The following is a 24,726-nucleotide window of genomic DNA, read 5'->3' as shown; positions in this document are numbered from 1 at the left end:
ACGTCAGGCGACTTCGGGCGACGTCAGGCGGTAGGTGGCAGTCGCGGTGTCGGCGAGGACCGCCGCGCGCTCCCCGGCCGAGCAGCCGTCGAGGAGTTCCTCGGCGCCGGCGGCCCAGCGGTTCCAGCCGCCCGCGAGGACGCACACGGGCCAGTCCGAGCCGAACATCAGCCGGTCGGGCCCGAAGGCGGTCAACAGCACCTCCCACGCCGGACGGATGTCGTCGACGGTCCACTTCTCGTGGTCGGCCTCGGTGACGAGCCCCGACACCTTGCACCGCACCTGGGGATGCGCGGCCAGCCGACGCAGGTCTCGCTCCCAGCCCTCCAGCGCACGCCCGGCGAGGGGCGGCTTGCCGGCGTGGTCCAGGACGAGCGACAGCTGCGGGAGACGCTCGGCCAGGCGGACCGCCTGCGGGAACTGATGGCTGCGGATCAGCACGTCGTAGACGAGTCCCCGCTCACCCACCGACCTCAACCCCCGCTCCACGGCAGGGCGTTGCAGCCAGCCAGGATCGGATTCGTCCTGCACGAGGTGCCGCAGGGCCCGGAGGTGACCGCCCCCGGGTCCCGACTGCAGTTCGTCGAGTACGTCACCGATCGCCGGGGAGGTGAGATCGGCCCAGCCGATGACCGCGCCGACGAGCGGATCCGCGTCGGCGAGGGCGAGGAGTTCGCGCGTCTCGGGCAGGGAGGTGACGCACTGGACGACCACCGTCGCCGTCAGCCGCCGTCCGGCGATGGGCCGGGTCGCGGTCGCGCGCAGGTCGTCGAGGCCGAAGGTGCGGCGGATGGGCTCGTGTCCGGCTTCGGCCAGCCAGGACTGGGGGCGGCGGTCGAGGTTCCACACGTGGTGGTGGGCGTCGACCAGGGGCGCTGCGTCAGACACGGGCGGACCAGACGGGGCCGTCGGGGTAGGCGTATTCCTTGAGGGACTGGGAGTGCATCTCGGCGCTGAGGCCGGGCAGGGCGGGGGCGAGGTAGTGGCCGCCGGTGACGCGGACCGGGTCCACGAAGTGCTCGTGCAGGTGGTCGACGTACTCGATGACCCGGTCCTGGAGCGTCGCGGAGACGGCGACGTAGTCGAACATCGACAGGTGCTGGACCATCTCGCACAGGCCGACCCCGCCGGCGTGCGGGCAGACCGGCACGCCGAACTTCGCGGCGAGCAGCAGGATCGCGATGTTCTCGTTGACCCCGCCGACCCGCGCCGAGTCGATCTGCACGATGTCCACCGCGCCCGCCTGGAGGAGCTGCTTGAAGACGACGCGGTTGGCGATGTGCTCACCGGTGGCGACCTTGATGGGACTGACGGCCTCGCGGACGGCGGCGTGGCCGAGGATGTCGTCGGGGGAGGTGGGCTCCTCGATCCAGTAGGGGTCGTAGGGAGCCAGTTCGCGTATCCAGTCGATGGCGGGGCCGACGTCCCATCTCTGGTTGGCGTCGACGGCGATACGGACGCCGTCACCGACCGCGTCACGGGCGGTGCGCATGCGCCGGACGTCGTCCTCCAGGGACGCGCCGACCTTCAGCTTGATCTGGGTGAAGCCGTCTGCGACTGCCTCGCGGGCCAGGCGGGCCAGCTTCTCGTCGGAGTAGCCGAGCCAGCCGGGCGTGGTGGTGTAGGCCGGGTAGCCGTGTTCGAGCAGCTGGGCGATGCGTTCCCGGCGGCCCGGTTCGGCGCGGCGCAGGATGTCCAGAGCCTCCGCGGGGGTGAGGGCGTCGGAAAGCCAGCGGAAGTCGACCTGGGCGACCAGCTCCTGGGGTGACATCTCGCCGAGGAACAGCCAGACAGGCTTGCCCGCCCGCTTGGCCGCGAGGTCCCAGGCGGCGTTGACGACCGCTCCGGTCGCCATGTGGATGGCGCCCTTCTCCGGTCCCAGCCACCGCAGTTGGGGATCGTGGACCAGGGAGCGGGAGAACGCTCCGAGGTCGGAGCAGACCTCCTCCACCGACAGCCCCACGACGTGCGGGGCGAGGGCCGCGATGGCGGCGGCCTGCACGTCGTTGCCGCGTCCGGTGGTGAAGGCCAGGGCGTGGCCCTCCAGTCCGTCCCCGGCGTCGGTGTGCAGGACGACGTAGGCGGCCGAGTAGTCGGGTTCGGGGTTCATCGCGTCCGACCCGTCCAGGTCCTCGGACGTCGGAAACCGTACGTCGAGAACGTCCAGGGCGGTGATGCGGGCGGAGGCGGACACAACGGAGGACATGGCAACTCCTGTGTTGGCAGGGGGAGTAGGGCCCTGCGACGAGATAAGAGGCGGCGTGCCGGCGGTCACGGCCGCCCGGTCAGTCCTGGACCTTGCCGCCGGTGACACGCGAGATCATGAGCGCGACCAGGATGATCAGGCCGTTCAGTGCGCCGATCCACTGGGCGGGGACACCGGCCAGCGTGAGCACGTTCTGGATCATGAAGAGCAGCAGGATGCCGCTGAACGCGCCGAACATGGTGCCCTTGCCGCCGTTGAGGCTGATCCCGCCGATGACGGCGGCGGCGAAGACGGTGAAGATGTAGCCGTTGCCCTGCGCGGAGGCGACCGAGGCCAGGCGCCCGGACAGCAGCAGCCCGGCGAGGGCGGCGAGGACGCTGCCGGTGACGATGACGATCCACAGCACCCGGTCGGTACGGATGCCGGCGGCCTTCGCGGCGTCGACATTGCCGCCGATGGCGTAGAGCGAGCGGCCGAAGCTGGTCCAGCCGAGGACCACGATGGCCACGGCGAACAGCACCAGGCAGACCCAGATGGACGCGGGCATCCCGAACCACTGGGCGCTGCCCAGGTACAGCATCGACTGCGGCAACTGGAAGAAGGTCTGGCCACCGGAGATGCCGGTCAGTACACCGCGCAGCACGATCAGCATGCCGAGCGTGACGATGAACCCGTTGAGCCCGAAGCGGATGATCAGCAGGGAGTTGACCACGCCGACCAGCGCGCCGACGGCGAGGGTGACGGGGATGGCCCAGCCGCCGGGGAGGAGCCCCAGTCCGTGTCCCGCGCCGGTCGGTACCACGAGCCACGCCGCGACGCCGGGCGCGAGCCCCATGGTGGACTCGAGCGACAGGTCCATCTTCTTGACGATCAGGACCATCGTCTGGGCGAGGACCAGCAGAGCCATCTCGGACATGGTCTGCAGGATGTTGATCAGGTTGTCCGACTGAAGAAAGATCGGGTTGACGATCTGGCCGACGATCGCGATGACCACGATCGCGGGGATGAGCGCCAGGTCACGCATCCGGGCCAGGGGTATCCGGCCGCCGAACAGTCCGGTCCGCTCCGTGCCGGACCCGGCGGCCTCGGGCGCGTCCGCGAGGACGGTTTCGGGCATCGTCTCAGGCATGGAGGTCCACTCCTTCCATCGCGGCCACGAGGTCGTGGTCGTGCCAGCCGCGGGCGATCTCTGAGGTCACACGGCCCTGGAACATCACCAGGACCCGGTCGCACATGCGCAGGTCGTCGAGTTCGTCGGAGGCGATGAGTACGCCGGTGCCGGTGCCCGCGGTCTCCTCGACCTTGCCGAGGAGGAACTCCTTGGAGCGCACGTCCACGCCGGCGGTCGGGTTGATCAGGACCAGCAGCCGGGGGTTGTCGGCGAGGGCACGGGCCATGACGACCTTCTGCTGGTTGCCGCCGGACAGCGCGGAGACGGGCAGCTCGGGACCGGGGGTTTTGATCGCCAGGTTGTCGATCATCGCCTCGGCGAGCCGGTCGCGTCGGCCGCGGCTGAGGAAGCCGCTGCTGCCGAGCCGGTGGGGCACGGACAGTGTGGTGTTGTCCGCGATCGACATGCCGGGGACCAGGCCCTGGTGGTGCCGGTCCTGCGGGACGAATCCGGCACCGGCGGCCAGCGCGGCGGGCACGCTGCCCGGCCGGGGCCGGTTTCCGGTGATGTCCACCTCCCCGGCGTCGGCGGCCCGCAGCCCCACGACCGTCTCGGCGACCTCCGTACGACCGCTGCCCGCGGCCCCGGCCAGGCCCACGATCTCGCCGGCGCCCACCTGGAAGGTGACGTCGCCGTACGCCTCGCCGCTGAGACCGCGGACGCTCAGCGCGGCCGGGACGGCGGGGTCGAGCGTGCCGGCCCGTTCCTCCAGCCGGTCCAGGGCGGCCTCGCCGGTCATGGCGGCGACGAGCCCGGCGCGGGGCAGGTCCGCCACCGGCGCGGTCAGGATGTGGCGTGCGTCCCGGAAGACCGTCACCATGTCGCAGATCTCGTAGACCTCCTGAAGGTGGTGGCTGATGAACAGGAAGGTCACGCCTTGCTGTTGCAGGTCGCGGATGCGGTCGAAGAGGCGGTCGATCGCCGCTTTGTCGAGCTGCGCGGTCGGTTCGTCGAGGATGATGAACCGGGCGCCGAACGACAGGGCTCGGGCGATTTCGACGAACTGCCGCTGCTCCACGCTGAGATCGTCGGCAGGGGCCTGCGGGTCCACGTCCACCGACCAGGTCGCGAGCAGTTCCCGCGCCCGGCGGCGGGTGTCCCGCCAGCTGATGAGCCGGCCCCGGCCGCGGTCGTGCCGGTTCAGGAAGAGGTTCTCGGCCACCGTCAGCGTGGGGATGATCGTCGACTTCTGGTAGACGCAGGCCACGCGCTGCCGCCAGGCGTCGCGGTCGGTGCGGCGGGGCGCGGGGCTGCCGCCGAACGTCACGGTGCCCTCGTCCGGGGCCTGCAGTCCGGTGAGGACGGAGACCAGGGTCGACTTGCCGGCTCCGTTACGGCCGACGAGCGCGTGGGTCTCGCCTGGCCGGATGGTGATCCCGGCGCCGCTGAGGGCGACCGTCGGACCGAATCGTTTGACAATGCCCGTCGCCTCGACGACGGGCGGGCCCGCCTGGGCCCGCCCACCGTCCGCCGGGTCGGGCGCGGGGGTGACTGCTCGCTCCCCGTCGCTCATCTCAACCGCCTTGTGTTCGTGTGCCGTTGCGGGTCCGCGGAGCGTCAGCTGAGGTTGTTGCCCCACAGGGACTTGTCGTCGCTCCTGAGGCTGGGAAGGCCGCCGTAGGTGCCGCCGTCGGCGGTGACCAGCGGGGCGGAGAGCTGGTCCTCCAGCAGGCCGTCGCGGACCTGGACGATGGTGCTGTCGTGGTCGGTCCTGCCGGGCTTGAAGGTCTTCCCGTCGATCGCGGCCTTCAGGTAGTACAGGGCATACTTGGCGTAGAGGTCGGCCGGCTGGGAGACGGTGGCGTCGATCTTGCCGGCGGTGATGGACTGGAGCTCCTGGGGGATGCCGTCGTTGGAGACGACGAAGACGTGCTTGCTGTCCTTCGGGTCGACCAACAGGCCCTTCTGCTTGAGGACCTGGAGCGTGCCGGACAGGGCGAAGCTGGACTGCATGTAGACGCCCTTGATGTCCGGGTGGGCGGTCAGATCCGTCTGGAGCTTCTGCGCTGCGACGGCGCCGTCCCAGTTGGTCGCCTCACCGAACACCTTCACGTCCGGGTAGTTCTTCTTCATGCAGTCGTTGAACGCCTCGGTGCGGTCACGGCCGTTGATGGAGTCGAGGCCGCCCTCCAGCATCACGACCTCGCCCTTGCCGCCGAGCTTGGTGCCGAGGTACTGACACGCCTTCTCGCCGTAGGCGCGGTTGTCGGCGCGCACCACCATGAAGACCCTGCCGCTGTCGGGGCGGGTGTCCACGGTGACGACGGGGATCTTCTTGGCCTCCAGCTGCGCCAGCGTGGGTGCGATGGCGGCGGTGTCCTGCGGGGCCATCGCGAGGCCCTTGACGCCCTGACTGATGAACGTCTGCGCGTTGGCGGTGAGCTTGGCGACGTCGTTCTGCGAGTTGGTGGTCTTGAGCGAGAGCCCGAGCTTCCCGGCGTACCGCGGCGTGTACTTGATGTACGAGTTCCAGAAGTCGGTGTCCGAGCGCGGGTAGTCGACGCCGACCAGCGGCGAATCGCTCGACGACGCCGCGGAGTTGCCGCCGCCGCACGCGCTGAGCAGCGCCAGTGCGGACAGGGCGGAGGCGGTGGAGCAGAGGGCGGTTCTGAGTCTCATCGGTACGTCCTCGCGCTGGTCCCGTAGCGGGAGATGTTTCGTCAGAGCGACATCTGTGCGTCGCCGCATCGGAGAGATGGGATGTATGTATAGGCGGGCCCTCAGGGGGTTGTCTAGCCCCTGGGTCAACTCACCAAGGAATTAGCAGTTCAGGACTCTTCCGTGGGTCGATGGAAGTGGACCGTAGATCGAATCCATCCCATCAATCGTGCTCGCTCTGTGAGGTGAATGAGCCGGTGATGGCCAGCAGACATGCCATGTCTAGGAGGATGCGATCTACTGTAAAAGCCAAAAAAAGTGACATACCGCTGAGCTATGCCCAGCTTTCATCCCTGCACGCCCGTTGACATTCGGGTGACGCATGGTCGACCTTCATGCGTAACAACCGGCGCCCCAGACACGGAGAGTCGCGCCGCCCGTCTTCCCCTGCCCCTTCCGCATCAGGGATGTCTCATGTCGAGTTCGATCAACAGGCGTCACTTCCTGGCCGGAGCAACCTTCGTGGCCGCCGGGGCCGTCTCCGGCGGCGTGTTCGGCGCAGGCGCCGCGCAGGCGGCACCGAGCACCTACACGCCCGACTGGGCGTCGGTGGACCAGCATCCGCCGGCCCCGGAGTGGTTCCAGGACGCCAAGTTCGGCATCTACTTCCACTGGGGCGCCTTCAGTGTTCCCGCCTACGACAGCGAGTGGTACCCGCGCAACCTGTACCAAAGCGGAAGTAACGCCAACAAGCACCACATCGCGACCTACGGGCAGCCCTCGGCGTGGCCGTTCCACAATTTCGTCAACGGTGCGAAGGACCTGGCGGGCAACACGGTCAAGTTCGCGCCGAAACTGAAGTCGGCGGGTGGGAAATTCGACCCCGACGAGTGGGCGCAGCTGTTCGTCGACGCCGGTGCGAAGTTCGCCGGCCCGGTCGCCGAACACCACGACGGCTTCTCCATGTGGGACAGCCAGGTCAACGAGTGGAACTCGGTGGACAAGGGCCCGGGGCTCAACCTGCTGCGGCTCTTCACCACGGCGATCCGCGCCAGGAACCTCAAGCTCCTGGTGGCCATGCACCACGCGTTCCACTACAACGGCTACTACGAGTACGCCCCGGCGCAGACGGACAGCAGCCTCAAGAAGCTCTACGGGCAGCTGGGCTCGGCGGCGGAGAACCAGCTCTGGTACGACAAGCTCAAGGAGGTCATCGACCGGGCCCAACCCGACATCCTCTGGCAGGACTTCAAGCTGGACGCCGTCGACGAGACCCAGCGGCTGAACTTCCTGGCGTACTACTTCAACCAGGCCAACAGCTGGGGCCGGGAGGTCGTCGCCACCTACAAGGACGGCTTCAACGGCAAGGGAGAGATGTTCGACTACGAGCGCGGCGGCCCGGCCGACCTCACCTCCCCGTACTGGCTCACCGACGACAGCATCTCCAGCAGCAGCTGGTGCTACACCCAGGGCATCGGCTACTACGACATCCGGCAGATGCTGCATTCGTTCCTCGACCGGATCAGCAAGAACGGCAACATGCTGCTGAACATCGCGCCGATGGCCGACGGCACGATCCCGCAGGCGCAGAAGGACATCCTGCTCGGCATCGGGGACTACCTGAAGCGCTTCGGTGAGTCGGTGTACGCAACCCGTGCCTGGACCACCTACGGCGAGGGACCGACCAAGATGGGCGGCGGCTCCTTCACCAGCCCGACGGCCGGCACCGCGCAGGACATCCGCTTCACCCGCAACAAGGAGAACAACGTCCTGTACGCCACCGTCCTCGGCTGGCCCGGCGGTTCGGTGACGATCAAGACCCTCGGCTCGGACGGGATCGACCTCTCGTCGCTGACCTCGGTGAAGCTGCTCGACTCGACCGCCGGCAGCTACATCAACCTGGCGACGCCGACGCAGAGCTCCTCCGGTCTGACGGTGACCCTGCCGTCCTCGGCGCCGTTCAGCGCCAACGCGTACGTCCTGAAGCTCGCCTTCTCCGGACAGATACCGGCCCAGCGGCCGCTGTCCGGTGCCGTGGGCTTCCCGGACGTCAACTACTCCGGCACCGGTGCCGTGCTCGCCCTCGGCGACCACACCGCGAGCGCGCTGAGGTCGGCCGGACTGGGCCCCCGTACCCTCTCCTCCCTCCGGCTGGCCCCGGGCTTCCAGGTGATCGGCTACTCCGGCGACGACTTCTCCGGCACCTCCTGGACCCTCACCGCCGACAACCCCGACCTGCGGGTCACCGGCGACAACGACGCGATCACGTCGCTGAAGGTCCAGTTCAACCCGTCGAAGTACTTCCGCCTCACCAACGTCACCGACGGCCTGGCCCTGGACGGTGGCGGCAACGTCGCCTCGGGCTCCGACCTCAAGCAGTGGACCTGGGACGGCAGTTCCAACCTGCAGTGGCAGGCGGTGGAGGTCGGAGGCGGCTACTACAAGCTGGTCAACCGCACCAACGGCATGGTCGCCGACGGCTGGGGCGCCACGACCGACGGCTCCACGGCCCGGCAGGCCGCCTGGAACGGCGGCAACAACCAGCAATGGACGATCACCCACCGGGGCGCCGGCCGCCACTCGATAGCCAACCGCACCACCGGCCTCGTCCTCGACGGCGGCGGCAACGTCGCCTCGGGCTCCGTCACCAAGCAGTGGACCTACGACAGCAGTACCAACCTGCTGTGGACCTGCACGGCACTGTGACCGGTGGCGAAAGGTGACGGTGGCCTCGGCCGCGCGCCTCTCGCGCGCTCCGGGGCCGCCGGACAGGCCGGCTCGACCGCCCGCCACGACCAGCGAGCCGGCGAACCGTCAGGGTCACAGCAACGGCCCCGTGTCGTGTCACCCCTCCTCGGTCGGCAGGGCGCGGTACGGGTGCCCTGTCAGCGCCCTGGCCCTGCGGTACGCCCGCCAACCCCTGGTCCTGAGCCCCTCGGGGAACGGGGCCACGGGGGCGCCCTCACCCCGGGCCCAGAGTTCGAAGCGTTCGCGGCTGGTGTCGGCCCGCACCATGAGGCGGGCGAACCTCAGCGGGTCGTCGCGGTTCGAACTCAGCGCCGACGCCGAGCGGATGGCGGCGGCCGAGGTCCAGCCGGCCTCCCACACCAGCGTGCGGACGGCGCGGCTGGAGTAGCCGTGCGGGTAGGCGAACGGCTCGACGGGATGACCCAAGGCGTCCTCGATCTCCCGCTTGCAGCCGCCGACCTCCTCCCGCACCGAGCTCCGGGGCAGCGTGTCCAGCTGAGGGTGGGTCCTGCTGTGTCCGCCGATCTCGAACCCGGCCGTGTCCAGTTCCCTGAGCTGGGCCCAGCTCAGCATGGTGGCGGACGGGAACAGGCCGCAGCCGGAGAGCGAGGTCGAGGTGCGCATACCCCCGGTGGTGACGTACAGGGTGGCCGGGAGTCCCCGCCCGGCGAGCAGCGGGGCCACCGTGGATGCGAAGTCCGCGTATCCGTCGTCGAAGGTCAGCACCGCGGACCGGGGCGGCAGCGGGGGGCCGCCGAGCAGGGTCGTGACCAGCTCGCGCAGTGGGACGACGCTCAGGCCACTGTCGGCGATCATGTTGAGGTGCCGCACGAACGTGCGGGGGCTCACCGTGTACGGGGCGAGCCATCGTGGCGGGTCGTTCGACACGGAGTGGTAGAGGAAGACGGGTACGGCCGTCATGAGTCGGACCCCACCCAAGGGTGTGCCGGCGTCCGCGGCTGCCGGACGAGGCGCGGGGAATCCAGCGGCCGTATCCATCCGACGAGGTAGCCGGTGGCGGTGGCGCACACGCCCGCGGACAGCGCCCCGGCCGTGCGCAGTGCGCCGGGACTGCCGATGCGGCCCAGGGTTCGGGCGAGGGCCCGGGGGACGGTCGACCGCAGGTACGCGCGCTCGCTGGCCAGCGCCGGTCCGCTGCCGCAGCGTCGCGCCACGAGCGCCTTCGACAGCCCCTCCACGTAGCAGCGGTAACGGAAGTACGCCCAGCGGGTACGGGACTCGGGGACGCGGTGGTGTATCTCGGCGGCGGGTTCGTACAGCAGCACGGCCTGTGGGTCGCGGGCTGCGATGCGCAGACACAGGTCTGTCTCGTCGCAGCTGGCCACGGGGCGGGTGCCGACGCGTCCCAGGGCGTCGAGGAACCCGCCGACGGCGAGCAACCGCGTTCTGCGGAAGGACATGTTGGCACCGATGAAGTTGCGCACGGGGGCGGCTTGTTCGGGCTGCCCCCGGTAGGAGCAGCCCACCACCCAGTCGAACTCCGGCGGGAACCACACCGGCCGCCCGGTCGTCCACCACGGCCGGACGAGCCCTCCGACGCCCATGACCCGGGGGTCGGCGTAGGGCGCGAGCAGACGGCCGGTCCAACCCGGTCGCGCGGTCGCGTCGTCGTCGAGGAAGGCCACCACTTCGCCGTGTGAGACCGCCACCCCGGTGTTACGCCCCCCGGACAGTCCGCGCCGCTCCTGGTTGGGCACCACCCGGACGCCGGTCAGGTCCTGCTCGGCCCGCGCCTGGAGTGCCTGGTTGTGGTCGATGACCAGGACGATCTCGTCCGCGGGCGGGTCCTGGTCCAGCACCGACCTGATCGCGGCCCGCAGGTCCTCCCATCGGTCGAGGGTGTAGGCGCAGATGACGACCGACAGGGTGGGAGTGGGCGCTGCGTAGTTCATGGTGGCCTCTCGAGTACCGGAACGAGCCGGCGAGGCGGGGGAACGGCTGGGCGGGCCCCGTCCCACGTGCCCGGCTGACCCCGCCGGGCCCGGTCATCGGCGTGCGCGGTCGTGGGTCAGACGTCCGCGGAGATAGCCGTAGGGTCCGTAGGCGGTCCCGCGCGCTTCCACGAGGGCCAGGCGCGCCGACCACCCGGCCTCGGGGTCGGCGCTTCTGTCGCGGGAGCGGGCCGCCATGTGGCGGATGCCGCCCGGGAGGCGGCGCAGCAGGGCGGGGAGCATGCGGGGGTGGGTCACCACGGCCGCGGTGAGATAGGCGCCGAGCCCTGCGCCGTAGCCGAACGCCTGCGCGGCCACCGCGTCCGGCGTCCGGCGGTGACGGTGCCAGACGAGGGCGCTCGGTTGGTAGGCGAGGGTGTGACCGGTGGCGAGGACCTCGAAGAAGGCGAGGAGGTCGTCGCCGCCCCGAGCCGGGGTGCCGGCGCCGGTCGCGGTGTCGAAGCCGCCGAGTGAGCGCAGTACGGCGGTGCGGAAGGCCATGTTGGCGCCGGAACCGAAGCGCCCGGCGGTGAAGGGGAACAACGGGTCCGGCGGCGGGTCGGACAGCGACCAGGCACACGACGTGTATCCCTTGCCGAAGCCCCCCTGGCGAGCGAGCGCCGTCTGGGCCGGTGTCTCCAGCTCCGCGGGCACGATGAGTCCGGTGACGCAGCCGATGCTCGCGCTCTGCGCGAACGTCTCGGCCAGCACGGACAGCCACTGCGGGTCTACGAGGGTGTCGTCGTCGGTGAACGCGACGACGGCTCCGCGGGCCTGGGCCAGTCCCCGGTTGTGGGCCCGGGCCAGCCCGGCGACGGGTTCGCGTACGTACCGCACCCGCTGCCGGAACGTCTCGCGCACCAGGAATCGGGCCGCGTCGTCGGCCGGTGCGTTGTCGACGACGATGACCTCGAACGCGGGGTACGGCGACCGTAGGAGCGAGGACAGGCAGCGGCGCAGCAGTTCCGGACGGTCGTGGGTTGCCACGATCACGCTGATGGCGGGGGCCTGGCGCAGGGTGCGCCGGCGGCGGGCCTGGCAGGGCCACTCGTCGCGGTCGCCGTCCTGTGCGGCGGCCTCGTCGGTCGCGAGGTGCCGGGCGATGGTGCCGGCCAGGGACCGGCGGGCGGCGAGTTCCACGGCTCGCCACAGATCTTCGGGGCCGGAGGCCGCCGTGGCGCTGACCATGCCCAGCGGCACACCGTGCAGACGTACCAGGACTCGCACCCGTCCCTCCGGCGGGACCGGTTCCGCGGCGGCCGGGGCCCGGAAGTCTCCTGGACGGGCCAGGTCCACGTCGAGGACCTGGACCGGGGTCCAGGAGAGTGCGGGGCTGAGGGTCGCCGAGCTCATCGGGCACCCGGCTCCGGGCCGGGGGAGAAGTGCGGGCCGGTCCGTTCCGAGAGCAGGGTGCGCAGGACCCGGCGTCCGTCGGAGATGGCGTGGAGGTTGGAGCGGCCGCTGCGGCGGGGCAGTTCGAGGCTGGGGACCTCGGCGATGCGCAGTCCGCAGCGCAGGGCGTGCACGACCATCTCGGTCTCGATCTCGAAGCCGGAGGCGTGCAGGTCCAGTTGGTCGAGGAAGCTTCGCCGGAAGGCGCAGAAGCCGTAGCAGAGATCGGTCAGGGACGCGTGGTAGAGCCGGTTGGCGGTGGCCACCAGCAGGCGGTTTCCCATCCGCCGGAAGCGGGTGATGTCCAGGGAGCCGCCGCCCTGTACGAACCTCGAGCCTTTGACGAAGTCGTAGCCGTGGTCCAGGAAGTGCAGGTAGTGCGGGATCTCGGCCGGTGACATGCTGCCGTCGGCGTCCATCATGACGATGTAGTCCCCGGTCGCGGCGAGGAAGCCGGTGCGCAGGGCGTTGCCCTTGCCGGGACCGCTCTGCCGGACGTTGCGCACGCTCGGCAGGCAGAGCACGGCCATGGACACGGTCGCGTCACGGGAGTCACCGTCGACGAGGATCACCTCGTCCACGCAGTCGGGGATCTGCTCGAAGACCCAGGGGATGTTCCGTGCTTCGTTGCGGGCCGGCACGATCAGGCTCACGGTGGTGGGGGGAGCGCCGGTGTCGTGTCGTGTCCCGTTTCGCCGGTCGGTGTCGATCTCGTGGGGGGTCAGTGGGTCCCTGTTCATGGGCACAGCCTCTGTAACGGCATATGTTTACGGCATATACATACAGATTCAACCGTTTTGTGCACGGGGTCAAGGCGCGGGGAGGTACTTTCCTGAGGGAGACGTGGCCGGCTCGTCGCTCAGTGCGGAGGTCGCGTCTGCCATACCCGCACCCAGTCCACGGCCATCCGCGCCGAATCCACCGAACGCGGCGGAGACCGCGGGACCCCGACGGCGAGGGTGAGCAGAAGTTCCATGGGGACCTGCGGAACGCGCTGCGCCCCGGTCACCCGGAACCGCTTGACGCCGTCCACGTACCAGGTCAGCGCGTCCGGCTTCCAGAGGAGGCCGAACACATGGTGTCCGGCGGGGAAGTCGAGCGGACCGAAGCCGCCCGCCTCCAGCTGGTCGGAGCCGGCGCGGTCACGCCAGTGCGCGTACATCCTGACGCGTTGCGTGGTGCCCCGGAACTCCATGATGTCCACTTCGGGGGGCGTGTACCGGGAGGCGGGCATCAGCCAGAAGTCCGTGAACATGCCCGCCTGCGGGGGGACGCGGACGGACGCCTCGAAGTAGCCGTAGGTGAAGGTGCGCCGGGGGTGGGCGTCCCAGTGATCCCTGCCGGTGGAGATCATGCCGGAGACCCAGGGGTAGGTCTTGCCGTCGCTGCCCCGCGCGGGCCGCCGCTCGGCGTTGAGTGTCACATCGCCGTCCCGTACCGAGACCTGGCCGGGGAGGTACCACTGCTGCTCGTTGTTGCCGCTGTTGGTGCATCCTCCCTCGTTCCAGTCGTAGCAGGTGGTCCAGCGTCCGGCGTCCAGACGCGAACCGCGGAAGTCGTCGTGGAAGACCAGGCGCCAGTCGCCCGGTGCGGGCGGTCCGGGCTCCTGCGTGCCGCTGCGGACGCAGGACGCCGTCAGCACCAGCGCGATGGCGGCCAGCACCCGCCCCGCACGCCTGGCAAGCACCGCTACCACCGGTCCCCGGCCGTCGTTCGCGCCGGCTGACGCAGGGCCGAAGTTCCTTCGGCGCCGATCGGAACCCGCGTCAGGATCATCGCGGCGACCCGGCCGTATCTGCCGGCCCCTGCGGCTGCCGCCCAGCGTTCGGGCGCTCTCCGTCGGGCCTCGGCGCGAGCGCCAGCACGGAGGTCGCGGCTGCGAGGATCAGCACGGCACCGACGAAGGTGAAGGCTCCGGCCAGGAACAGGACCTCTGTCACGAGGACCGCCAGGGTCAGGCTGAGCACCAGGGTCAGCACGCAGGACTCCAGTACGGCGACCCGGTCCGGGTCGCGCACCGCTCCGGGCGGCCGGACCCATCGCAGGGCCGCCAGCCCGGGGCAGGCGACCAGGAAGACGGTGACCACGACCACGCGCGGGAACATGGCCGGCGGCAGCGCGGTGAACGCCGCGGCGACCCAGCCCGACAGGGCGAGGCCCCTTCGCCGCATGCTCACCCCGGCCATCCAGCCGGACAGGGTGAGCCCCACTCGGCGGACGTTCATGACAGCTGCCTCCTCACCTGAGGGTCGTAGCGGTAGACCACCGCGTCACGGTCGCGGTAGGCGACGGTGAAGCCCGGTGTCGTGGCAAGCACCGCCTGAAGCCTGCCGATGGTCCGGGTGGGGAGCAGTCCGTTGAGACGGTTGTCGGCGAGCGCCGCCCGATTGAGGATGACGAAGGTCGGCCTGATCGTGCTGTTTCCGGTGATCTTCAGTAGAGCGGATCGCAGGTCCCCGGGCTGCTGCCGGTCCGTGATGAATTTCTGCAGGTCGATCTGGGTGCCGAGGTGCTCGTCGTAGCGCATGTCGATACCCGGACTCGATCCGCCGAGCGACACGAACTGCGACCCTGACGGTGCGGTGGCGACCGCGTACCTGGCCGCGGCCAGCTCCTGCGGAGTGAAGGAGTAGATCGCCTCCTTGCCGTAGTAGGCGAAGACCAGGCCCCCGACCATCGCCAGCAGCACGGGATACACCGCGAGGGTGCGCAGGCGTAGTCGACCGGTTTGTCCGAACAGCAGGGTGGCGACCAGGAAGGCGGCGGCAGGCAGGGCGAACAGATAGGCCCGGAAGATCATTTCACCGCCGTAGGCGTTCGCGGCGAGGAGCAGGAACGGTGAGAACGCGAGCAGGGGCAGCCCGGTCCTGCGGGTCCACGGAACGCGCAGGAGCGCGATCACGGCCAGCAGGAGGACGGCTGCGGTCAGGGACCGGTCGACCCAGGCCACGAAGACCTGCGCCGGTGGGGACGTACCGAGCCGGTGGAGCCCCGAGGTGACATTGGCGTCCGGTGTCACCAGCGCCCTCAGCATGGCGTCGATGTTCTTCGACATGTAGGGCCTGGCCACGGTGGAGTCCCATACGGCCGTGATCGCGACCGCTCCCGCCAGGACCGGCACCGTCACCTTCCGGTTGCGGCGCGGGATGGACAGGGCCGCCAGCGCGGTGATCAGCATGACCGGCGTGAGCTGGTGCGACGAGGCGACCACGGCAACGATCAGGAGTACGGCGATCAGCCGCCCCCGCGGCCAGCCTCGTTCGTCCGGCTTCGGATGTGGCAGCGCGGACGTGGGCAACTGCCGCAGAACCAGGGCGATCACGGTCACGCACAGCAGGAAGGCGAAGGCCTGGGGGGCGAAGTAGTCCTGTCCCACCCAGGAACACGTGTAGTAGATCCACACGCCTCCCCAGATCAGCCGGCGATCGCGGGTGACACTTCGGTAGAGCAGAAGCAGCGGACCGAGCAGCGCCACGTTGAAGAAGGGCTGCGCCCACTGCGCGTAGCCGAGGCTGGAGTGGAGACCGGTGGCACGCAGGAACAGGACGTTGAGCTGGAAGAAGCCCGGCCACTGGTTGTAGATGTCGAACCCGGTCGGGTTCGGGACGTCGCCGTTGTGCCGCAGCATCGCGTCCACGACCGCCACGTGCTTCCAGGCCCAGGAATAGCGCAGCTCCGGATACAGCAGCGAGGGGGTGGCGTGGATCATGCCGATCAGTGCCAGCACGTGGGCCGCCGGCCAGCCGTTGCCGGTCCGACTGTCGCCGAGTGACAGACGGAAGCCGAGGGTGAGCAGCCCCAGGGCGACCCAGAACAGCACGGGAAGCACCTGCAACAGCCCCAGGTCGCCCATGCCGCGGAGATTCACCTGGCGCAACGCCAGCAGCCACAGGGCGATCGCCGCCGGCAGTATCAGGTGGATCGCCCGCCCGCCGGGAAGCAGCCCGCCCGCGACGCCCCTGCGCGACGTGGCCGTTCTGGGCAGCAGGGAGGCCATGGCCCTGGAGCGCGCAGGATCCCCTGTCACCGTCACGCGATCGCCCATCGGGCTGCCTCCTCACGTACCGACGCGGGCCCGGGTGGAGACCGCCGCACCCCTCTTCGGCACCAGTCAGCGATCCAACTCCAGCAAAGGCATGTGATATCCGGTTTGTTCAACATTAGGCGATCTGGGATGTTCTCCACTCGTCGGGCTCCGCGCGGAACCAGGGGTGTGCGGTTGCCGGGGCGAGTCGGGGCGCCGCGGACAAGACCGACGTGTGAGCCGCGCGACAGCTCATCCCCGCACATCAACCCGGCTCCGCGGCCCGGGCAGCCAGCTCTCCCTGCGCCACCACAGCGCGCCCGCGACGGCGGTCTGCGCGACGAGCCACGCGGCGCCCACTCCGGCGATACCCATGACGCCCAGCAGGACGTACGACAAAACGGTGGCCAGCGTGCACACCGCGGCCAGGATGCCCACCAGCAGACGCAGCCGGCGCTGGGCCCGGCAGATGCTGACGGCGGCGACCACCACCAGATTCGGCAGGGCGGACAGCGCGGTGAGCCGCAGCAGATCGGCGCCGTGCTCGGCGTATTGGGGACCGAAGAGCCGCAGGATCAGCGGCGCCGCTGCGCACAGTGCGGCCACACCGCAGACCAGCAGCACACCGGTGTGTCTGAGCACCAGCCTGCAGTGGGCGGCCAACTGGGAGGGGTCGTGGGCCGCCTCGACGATGAGGGAGGCGCCCATGTTGGTGTTCAGCTGGTAGAGCGAGAAGGCGACCAGCCAGGCGAGCGAGAAGTAGGCGGCCTGATCAGGTCCGAGACGGTTGAGGACGATGATCGGCAGGGACGCGGTGGCGGCCAGCCAGAACAGCGCCGCCGTCCAGTCGGCGACGAGGTAGCGCCCGGTGGGCCCGCTGCTGTCCGCGCGGTCGTCGCGCACGGGTTCCCCGCGCCGGGGCAGGAACCGGGCGAACAGCAGGAAGTTGGCCAGCGCGATGGCGACGACGACCGCGAGGGCCCAGGACCACAGGATGCCGGTGGCGGTGAGGAAGGCGAGTGCCACCACGAGCCCGATCTTCACCAGCGCGAAAACGACGTTCTCCAGCACCACCCAGCCCGGCCTGCGCAAACCCGTCAGCACGCCGTCCTGCAGCACGAAGACCGCATAGCCGGCGGTCGCCACGACGAACCCGCAGGCGACCACCGGATGGCGAAGGAACAGCAGGCCCGGCGACAGGGCCGGGATCAGGAGCACGAAGCCTCCGGCGAGGACGGCGGTCGTCACGCACGCGGTCAGGTAGGCCGTGGCGACCAGCCGGCGGCTCCTGTGCCCGGCGCCCGGAGTGAACCGGATCAACATGTTGGTCATGTTGAGCTGCCCCGCTCCGGCGAGCAGCATCATCGCCGCGACCGCCGAGTAGTTCCGGCCGACGGTGTCGTCACTGTAGGCGTGGGCGGCCAGTGCCCAGTACAGGGCGCCGAGGGCGGAGGTGAGCATCGAGCTGAACGTCAGCACGTGGCCGTTGCGCAGCACCGTCTCCAGCGACCACAGCTCCACGGACCGCACCCGGGCGGGCGCGGTGCCCGTGCCCCGCTTCAGCAGGCGGGAGACGAGCGCGGACATCACGGTGACCGCCTCGCACGGAGCCGCCCCGCCTGACGTCCGGGTGCGGCGGCCGGCCACCCGGCCGCCGGCGCGGAGCCGGGTCGGGTCACAGCCGTACGGGCTCTCGCGAGGCGGGCCAGCCGGACGGGCATTCCGGCACGGCCGGCCTCGGGCACGGCCAGCAGGGCCGTCAGGGCCGCGTCGGCGGGTGACAGCGTCGGCGCGCGGCACAGCGGGCAGTGGCCCGGCGCGTGTCCGAGCAGCCGCGCCACCGCGTCGGCCAGCCCGGCCTGGTAGGGCCGCCGCAGCACCGTGACTCCCGCCGCCGCCCGCACCTCGGGGGCGGCGTTGCCCGGGGCGAAGCCGGTGCGGGCCCACCGCAGCAGCGGGATGTCGGGGGCGCTGTCACCGACGGCCAGCACGGGGCGGGCTCCCGCCGGGGCGCCCAGCAGGCCGAGCAGTGCCGCGAAGCCGGTCGCCTTGTCGACACCGACCGGAACGAAGTCGGTCTGCGTCTCGCCCTGCACCACGACGAACCCGGCGGCCTGCGGACTGCCCGCCAGCTCCCGCACGGTCCGGGAGTCGAGTGCCGCACGGTCCGCGCCCCATCCCCTGGACGCTCGCACGCAGTAGCGGAACTGGGGGTCGACGCACACGGACGGCACCCCGGACAGCACCCGCACCAGCGCCGGGCGAACGGGGCCGGTCACGAGCGGGACGCACCGGTCGCGATCGGCGTCGTACACCACAGCGCCGTACTCGGCGACCCCGCCGCGCAGCCCGTACGCCCGGCAGCGGTCGCGCACCTCCGGTACGGAACGCCCGGTGGCCGGCAGCACCTGGTAACCGTGCGCGCGCAGCCCGCGCAGGGCCAGCATCCCGGCCGGAGAGGAGGCGGGGGAGCCGGCCAGGTCCGATTCCAGGACGCCGTCCACGTCCAGCGCACACCATCGCCCCGGTGACTGTGCGGCCGGGTCCGTGTCCCCGGTGGCTCCGAGGCCGTCCAGGTAGAGCCCGGCGAGGTACTCCTGGAAGGCCCGCGAACGAGCCCGTCCGGCCTCGGCCTCCCCCGGTTCGGCGGACGCCCCCGAGTGGGCGAGACGCTCGGCGTTCCACCCGTGGGCCGCCCGGTACACACACCACCGTGCGGCGGACACCCGGATGCCGGTGAGGCGCTCGTAGTCGGCCAGCAGACGGTCCGTGTGCTCCGGCTGACTCTGAGCGGCGCCCGCGAGGTCGAAGGCCGCGTCGTACGCGGCCAGGTCCAGGTGGCTGAAGTGCCCTTCGTCGAAGTCGGCCTTGGTCCAGCCGTCCGGGCCGGGCCACCAGCGGCCGCGCGTCATCTCCCCGTCCACCAGCGATGCGGACGGGGTGTGCAGCAGGTCGCGGAGCAGCGGATCGATCAGCAGCGCCCGCAGTGGGGTCGCCAGCCGGCCGCACCGGCCGGCGAACAGCCGCGCCGCGATCTCCCAGATGGGCTGACGTCCCGTCAGCAGCGGTCCGCGATCGGCCGGCAGCGGCGTCCGTGAGCGGCGCTGCACGACGTAGCGGACGACGTCGTCGACGGGGATCTGTCGGGTGGGCGCGAGGTCCGGCAGCAGATCCGGTTCCCCGGGGCGGCGCTCCCTCAGGAGCACTCCGTCGTGGAATCCCTGGAGGGGAGGCACAAGACCGTCGAGTACGTCGGCCACGGCCAGGGCATGGCGTCCGAAGTAGCCGGTCCCCGCGCCCTGCGCGACCAGCCGCACGTCCCTGTCGCCGGCGCCGGAGCGCACCCGGGCCGTCAGGGGCACCTCGAGGCGCGACCAGCGAGACGGCAGGCCCGGCTCGTCCGCCGACACGGTGAGCACCACCTGGTCCGGCAGCAGTGCCGCCAGCGTGCGGCGCAGCTCCCCGGCCCGCAGGCGCTCACGGATGTGCCAGTCCTGCGGCGGCAGTACGACCAGGGGAAAGCCGGGCTTGAGCGGGGGAAGGGGCCGGTCACCGAAGGCGGCGGTGAGCAGGACCACCCGTTCGGTGGGGAAACCGGCCCGCACCAGCCCCCGAGCCACTCCGACCAGGCTGCCGCCGGTGATCGGGGGATCGTCGATCAGCAGCGCCAGCGCGTTCTCCCGCGCGGCGGAGCGCAGCTCGACTGTGTCCGCGCGGAAGGCGGGGCCCGCGGGCCGCGTCGTACGGACCTGGACACGGACGTATCCCTCGGCGCGCAGGGCGGCTCCGGCCAACGGGGCCAGGTAGGCGCCCGACGTACGCACTCCGATCACCATAAGGGCGCGGTCGCGGTCGGGGTAGCGGCGGGTGAAGCGGGTGACGAGCTCGGCGACGTCCCGGGGGTGCTGGTCGAAGCTGCGGAAGCAGGACGGTGCCCGCAGGACACAGCCGTCGAGCAGGACCATGAGGGGCCTGGGAACCTCGGCACCCAGCCGCTCCAGCAGTGTGGCTGCCCGTGCGCCGTACCCGCCCCGATCGGTGTCACCGCCGGGGAGTCGTGCCGTGACCTCGTCCGCCAGGGCGTCCGTGAGCTGCCGCACCGGCGACAGCCAGGCCCTCAGGCTGCGGGTGGCGGACGTCAGCCCGGACGCGGTCACGGTGCCGTTCAACGCGTGCCTCAGCACAGCGCCCGCACCCGTGCCGTCGAGATGCGCCACGGCCCGGCTGAGCAGCCAGGACGTGCCGGTCAGGCAGTCCTCGCCGACCTGCACGATGCCCGCCGCGTAGAGGAACGCGTCCAGCGGGTCGCCGCGGCCGGCGGCATCGAGCAGCCCGCGGTGCAGTTCCGGCACGTCGGCGTGGAGGTCGCGCACCACCGGCCGGTGAAGGGCATCAAGGGGACTGCTGCCCGGAATGAGGACCACTCCACTCCTCTCCTTGCCGTTCGCTCCTCCCATCGCCACGGGACGGGCCCGACGCGAACGGCCCTCGCGCGTTCCGGCCCCGCCCGGTGGGCGGGGAACGTCAGACGTCCTGGAATCGGATCACGCGTTTGACTGCTGTCCGCAGCCCGTGCTCGAACCTGGACACGGGGATGCGTTCACGGAAGTAGCGGGGGGACGAGCAGGCGACAGCCCCGAATCCCGACTTGAAGTGCGCCAGGGAGGACTCCGGGGTGGATTCCCCCATGTCGTAGCGCTGACAGCCTGCCTCGCAAGCCTCTTCGATCGCCAGCTGGTGCAGCAGGAAGTTGGCCCGGACCGGATGGGCCAGCTCCCGGTTCATGGCCCCGCGCCAGTACTTGGCCTGACCGCCCTGCCGCAGGACGGCGATCGCCGCGACGGGTTCACCGGCGTGCCAGGCCACCCAGATCGCGCACGCCTCGCCGAACCTCGCGGCCACCGCCGCGAGCCGCCGGCCGGGAAACTCCCTTCTCCTACGCCAGCGGGCCAGTAGCAGCGGCTCGTGCTGCTGCCCGGCCCAGCGCTCGATCGACTGCTCGTACAGCTGGAGGAACACGGGGACGAGCCGACCGGTGCGGTCCACCTGCACGCTCAGGTGCGCTCGTTCGGCCCGGCGCACGTCACGCCGCGCGCGGGTGCGGAAGCGTTCCTCCCATACGGTGCCGAAGCCGCCGTCGAGGCTCAGCACCTGTGTCATGTGCGGCTCCAGCCGGAAGTCCGCCGGGACGGCCCTCTCCCACGCCTCCCCACCGCCCGGCCGGACGCGGACGCCGACCCGGAGGGCGGGCCGGTGCGCCAGGTCGTCGAAGAGCACCCGGGCCTTCCGCACACCTACACCGCCCGGGGCCACCGGCCCGCCGATTCCCCAGCCGACCGGCCAGGACTCCACCGCGTCCAGCCGCTGGGGACGACTCGCCCTGCTCACGAGTGGAAGCACGACACGGCTGCCGTCCTCGAACGTGTAGAGCCGGCTGGCATCCCGGTACCGGCCCGTGACGCGGAGGCAGTCGAGCCAGGCCGGTGTCTGGGTGGCGTGCGTGTCGGCGTCCTGCGCGGCCAGCTCCCACCAGGTCTCCCGCGGTGCCGGGGTCAGCACGTGCGCGCTGCCGGCGGCGGTGTCGATCAGGAGTTCAGCGGGTGCGTTCACGACCTTCTCCTGCTGAAGGTGTGCTCCCGCAAGAAGGATGCTCACGGAGCGAAGACGCACAGACCTTCACGTTCAGATACTAAGTGTGGTAAATCGGGTGGGCATCCCAAGTGCCCGGAACCACCGGCGCGAACCCCGGACACCTGCGGCACCCGGACGCTATGGAACGGTGGCCCGCCGTGTTCACCGCCCCCACGTTCCCACCGCCCGGCCACGGAGTCCTCGCGCCGACGTCTCGTCCGCGGCCACCTCGGCCAGCACGGGCAGGACGTTCTCGCCGATCCAACGGCGGCTGCGCCCGTAGCGGGCCGACTTCGTCACGTTGCCCGCGACGTGCCACAGCCAGGTCAGCAGCGTCATCGCCATCTCGCCCTCGGCGTCCGAGACCAGCGCGCCCGCCTCGGTGAGGAGACGCTGGTCGGCCGGCGGCAGGGAGCCGCGCCGTACCGTGTCGGCGACGATCCGCCCGAACTGCCGCCCGCCGCGCTGATGCCGCTGGGTCAGGACGAAGGTGTGGCAGTCGAGCGCGGCCGGGCCGTCGGGCAGGGCACCGGCCCAGTCGATCACCCCGCACAGCGTCCCCTGCGACCCCGTCAACAGCACGTTGCCGGGGTGATAGTCGCCGTGCGTCCACGCCACCAGCAGCCTGCGGCCCTCCAGCGCGCGCACCAGGCGGTGGCGCAGCACCGTCATGGCGTCCGCGCCTCTGCCCCGGCGACACCAGTCCACTTCCGCGGCCAGGGCGGCCAACCGGGGGTCGACCCAGTCACGCATTCGCGCAGTCACATCCTCCGTCCGTCCGGTCGCCCGGTGCAGCTCACCGATGGTGGCGAGGGCCGATACCGCGACTCGGCGGGCCAGGGACGGGCAGTGCCGAAGCAGGGTGTCGCCCTCGACGCCGGGCAGAGCGCGCTCCACCACGAAGGGCAGCGGACCTTCCAGTCGGCACTGCTCCACCACGGGCAGCAGCCGCCGCCAAGCACCAATACGCTCGTCCCCCGCCAAGATCCGCACCGCGTCACATTCCCGCGTCAGCGACGTGACGGCGCGGGAGCTGCGCGGGTGCTTGACCATGACGGGCGGTACGGCGTCACCGTCCAGGCGGAACACCAGCAGGTCGGAGAACGTCCGTCGCGCACCCGCCGGATTGCCGTAGGCGACGCCGTCGACACGGAGGGACGCCGTCAGCCGACGGGCGGCCAGGACGTCGGCCGGGCGGGTCAGCAGGTTGACGGGGCGCAGCGGCAGGAGAGCGCGCAACTCAGAAGAAAGGGTCATCCGGCTCTCCTTCCGGCCGGCCGACCGTGGAATCGCCAGGCCCCCGTCCTCTCATCGTCACCGCAGGCTGCCCCGGGGGCGACTCGACAGCGCGAGGGCGGTGTGCACCGGCGTCCCGTACACCCGCACCGGCGGCCGAGTCTTCCTTGAGTTCTTCGAGCACTTCTGACGGGACGTGACGGCGGCTACGGCGCTGCGACCGCGCCGGTGTGACTGGCGGCCCGGCACGCCGGGCGGGAACTCACTGGCGGTTGACGGTCCGAGTCACACCGGCGAAGACGGTCGTGGCCAGGATCCAGCCGGCGACGACCAGGGCGTAGGACAGCGTCTGGTACCAGCCGTCCGGCGCGTAGGCGCCTTCCTGCCCGAAGGAGATCACCGGCAGCAGCAGGTCGAGCGTGAAGAACACCGGGTTGAAGTGCGGGGCCTCGGACGCGTTGAGCGGGCGCGGGTGGTGCAGGGAGTAGGCGACCGAGCCGACCGCGAGCAGCGACAGCAGCCAGCCGGCGGCGCGCAGCGGGCGGAAGCCGTAGCCGACGGTGGCGTCCTGGAGGTGGCCCCACGCCCGGCCGAACCAGGGAAGCGTGGTGCGCTGCCGCCGCTGCTTGGCGAGCTGCACGAGACGGGCGGCACGGTCGTCGCCGATGCGGCGGTAGGCGGCGGTCAGCTGCTCGTAGGTCTGCGGCACATAGCCGTCCCTGTCGCGTTCCAGCATCGGCAGGCGACGGTGGACGGGTTCGTGCACGGCCAGCGAGGTGTAGGTGAGACCGGCCAGCTGCACCTGGTCCGGCAGCGTCTCCGGTTCCAGAAACAGGACGTCCAGCTGGGCGCGGCGCAGGTTCAGACCGCCCTCCGGGGGACCGCCGCGCCGCAGCCAGAGCTCCCCGATCGTGGCGCTGCTCGCATGCAGCGCCGAGCCGCCGGGGTGGGAGAGGTGTGAGTACGACAGGTCCAGGCGGCCGGCGACCCGTGCGCCCCGCAGGCCGATCCAGCCGCGCACCTCCGCGTGCCGGATCAGCAGGTCGCCTTCCACGCCGAGCGTCTCCGCGTCGACGGCGGCGGCCCCGGGGTTGTCGAGCCGTGCCTCGTTGAGGTTCACCGACCCGGTGACGGTGGCGCCGTTGAGCCGCGTCTGCCCCCGGGTCCGCAGCCCGGGTGCCCACAGGTCGGCGCCGATCGACACCTGGTTGAGCTGGAGAGCCGGCTCCGTGGCGTCGTCCGGCGTGCAGACGTGGGCGCTCTCCATGTACAGGCTGCCGGTGATATGGGTGCCGCCGAGCCGCACGGGCCCCCGGAACCGGGAGCGCGTCATGCGCAGGACGCCGTCCACCCGCATGGCCTGCGCGGTCAGCCCGGGCAGCGCGGACTCGCTCAGGTTCAGATCGCGCAGCCGGCAGGCGTGGAAGCGAGGGGCTTCCTCGAAGTAGCTGTGCCGGAGGCGGACGGGGTGGTCGATCGTCGCGTACTGCAGGTCGAGCATGCCGGTGACGCGGGCGCCCGCCACGCGCAGCGACGCTATCTCGCCGTTCTCCTGCGGCCCGTTGAGAAGCAGACTCCGCAACACGGCTGCACGCACGGTCCGTTCGGGCCCCCACCCGCCGCCGTCCTCCGCCTCCTCGTCGGTGTCCTCGCGGAAGTCGACGTCGGCGCCGGTCGCGAACGCCCGCCACACTCGCTCCTCGGCCGGTGTCAGATCATTGATCTCCATCAGCGGGGACTCTGGCCCGGACGGGCGCCGGCTGTCAAC

General features: G+C 71.0%; 18 protein-coding genes. 1 reads left to right on the top strand and 17 read right to left on the bottom strand.

Annotated elements, in window-relative coordinates:
- Positions 1-3 precede the first annotated feature (3 nt).
- The 5 genes from ABZT03_RS29785 to ABZT03_RS29765 form a co-directional block, all read right to left on the bottom strand.
- A complete protein-coding gene (locus tag ABZT03_RS29785) occupies positions 4-888 on the bottom strand; it encodes an amidohydrolase family protein (RefSeq protein ID WP_356044951.1) in 885 nt (294 codons plus the stop codon).
- Positions 881-2,206: an L-fuconate dehydratase gene (locus ABZT03_RS29780; protein ID WP_356044949.1), complete on the bottom strand. Its 1,326-nt coding sequence runs from the start codon at positions 2,204-2,206 to the stop codon at positions 881-883. The genes ABZT03_RS29785 and ABZT03_RS29780 overlap by 8 nt, the downstream gene beginning before the upstream one ends.
- A gap of 79 nt (positions 2,207-2,285) precedes the next feature.
- Positions 2,286-3,323 carry an ABC transporter permease gene (locus tag ABZT03_RS29775; protein WP_356044985.1) on the bottom strand — a complete coding sequence of 346 codons (1,038 nt, stop codon included), beginning with the start codon at positions 3,321-3,323 and terminating at the stop codon, positions 2,286-2,288.
- A 4-nt stretch (positions 3,324-3,327) separates the two neighbouring features.
- The gene (locus ABZT03_RS29770; RefSeq protein ID WP_356044946.1) at positions 3,328-4,890 is read right to left on the bottom strand and encodes a sugar ABC transporter ATP-binding protein; all 1,563 of its coding nucleotides are present in this window, start codon (positions 4,888-4,890) and stop codon (positions 3,328-3,330) included.
- A gap of 44 nt (positions 4,891-4,934) precedes the next feature.
- Entirely contained in the window at positions 4,935-5,996 is a 1,062-nt protein-coding gene (locus ABZT03_RS29765; protein WP_356044943.1) for a sugar ABC transporter substrate-binding protein, read from the bottom strand.
- Between the two features lie 453 nt (positions 5,997-6,449).
- Between ABZT03_RS29765 and ABZT03_RS29760 the strand changes: the two genes are divergently transcribed.
- A complete protein-coding gene (locus ABZT03_RS29760) occupies positions 6,450-8,681 on the top strand; it encodes an alpha-L-fucosidase (protein ID WP_356044940.1) in 2,232 nt (743 codons plus the stop codon).
- Positions 8,682-8,819: 138 nt separating this feature from the next.
- On the opposite strand, the gene ABZT03_RS29755 is transcribed toward ABZT03_RS29760, so the two are convergent.
- The 12 genes from ABZT03_RS29755 to ABZT03_RS29700 all read right to left on the bottom strand — a co-directional run bounded on the left by ABZT03_RS29755 (position 8,820) and on the right by ABZT03_RS29700 (position 24,687).
- Positions 8,820-9,644 (bottom strand): polysaccharide deacetylase family protein, encoded by an 825-nt coding sequence (locus tag ABZT03_RS29755; protein WP_356044938.1) that lies wholly within the window; start codon positions 9,642-9,644, stop codon positions 8,820-8,822.
- Entirely contained in the window at positions 9,641-10,636 is a 996-nt protein-coding gene (locus ABZT03_RS29750) for a glycosyltransferase family 2 protein (protein WP_356044936.1), read from the bottom strand. Before ABZT03_RS29750 ends, ABZT03_RS29755 begins: the two co-directional genes overlap by 4 nt.
- A 93-nt stretch (positions 10,637-10,729) precedes the next feature.
- Complete coding sequence (locus tag ABZT03_RS29745; RefSeq protein WP_356044933.1) at positions 10,730-12,028, bottom strand: glycosyltransferase; 1,299 nt, start codon at positions 12,026-12,028, stop codon at positions 10,730-10,732.
- Positions 12,025-12,807, bottom strand: coding sequence for a glycosyltransferase family 2 protein (locus ABZT03_RS29740; protein ID WP_356044930.1), 783 nt, complete (start codon positions 12,805-12,807; stop codon positions 12,025-12,027). The genes ABZT03_RS29745 and ABZT03_RS29740 overlap by 4 nt, the downstream gene beginning before the upstream one ends.
- Before the next feature lie 119 nt (positions 12,808-12,926).
- Entirely contained in the window at positions 12,927-13,754 is an 828-nt protein-coding gene (locus tag ABZT03_RS29735; protein ID WP_356044927.1) for a glycoside hydrolase family 16 protein, read from the bottom strand.
- 85 nt (positions 13,755-13,839) lie between these two features.
- Positions 13,840-14,292 carry a hypothetical protein gene (locus ABZT03_RS29730; RefSeq protein ID WP_356044924.1) on the bottom strand — a complete coding sequence of 151 codons (453 nt, stop codon included), beginning with the start codon at positions 14,290-14,292 and terminating at the stop codon, positions 13,840-13,842.
- On the bottom strand, positions 14,289-16,112 hold the full coding sequence (locus ABZT03_RS29725; RefSeq protein WP_356044922.1) for a glycosyltransferase: 1,824 nt from the start codon (positions 16,110-16,112) through the stop codon (positions 14,289-14,291). The genes ABZT03_RS29730 and ABZT03_RS29725 overlap by 4 nt, the downstream gene beginning before the upstream one ends.
- 231 nt (positions 16,113-16,343) lie before the next feature.
- Complete coding sequence (locus tag ABZT03_RS29720; RefSeq protein ID WP_356044919.1) at positions 16,344-17,678, bottom strand: hypothetical protein; 1,335 nt, start codon at positions 17,676-17,678, stop codon at positions 16,344-16,346.
- Positions 17,678-20,515 (bottom strand): HAD hydrolase family protein, encoded by a 2,838-nt coding sequence (locus ABZT03_RS29715; RefSeq protein ID WP_356044916.1) that lies wholly within the window; start codon positions 20,513-20,515, stop codon positions 17,678-17,680. The genes ABZT03_RS29720 and ABZT03_RS29715 overlap by 1 nt, the downstream gene beginning before the upstream one ends.
- A gap of 100 nt (positions 20,516-20,615) precedes the next feature.
- Positions 20,616-21,701: a GNAT family N-acetyltransferase gene (locus tag ABZT03_RS29710; RefSeq protein ID WP_356044913.1), complete on the bottom strand. Its 1,086-nt coding sequence runs from the start codon at positions 21,699-21,701 to the stop codon at positions 20,616-20,618.
- A 183-nt stretch (positions 21,702-21,884) separates the two neighbouring features.
- Positions 21,885-22,979 (bottom strand): aminoglycoside phosphotransferase family protein, encoded by a 1,095-nt coding sequence (locus tag ABZT03_RS29705; RefSeq protein ID WP_356044911.1) that lies wholly within the window; start codon positions 22,977-22,979, stop codon positions 21,885-21,887.
- A gap of 241 nt (positions 22,980-23,220) precedes the next feature.
- Positions 23,221-24,687 carry a membrane-associated oxidoreductase gene (locus ABZT03_RS29700; protein ID WP_356044909.1) on the bottom strand — a complete coding sequence of 489 codons (1,467 nt, stop codon included), beginning with the start codon at positions 24,685-24,687 and terminating at the stop codon, positions 23,221-23,223.
- Positions 24,688-24,726 lie beyond the last annotated feature (39 nt).

The sequence above is a fragment of the Streptomyces sp. NPDC005574 genome (assembly GCF_040605435.1).
Taxonomy (GTDB): Bacteria; Actinomycetota; Actinomycetes; order Streptomycetales; family Streptomycetaceae; genus Streptomyces.
Note: the sequence above shows the minus strand (reverse complement) of the source record. Positions and strands in the feature narration are given on the sequence as shown.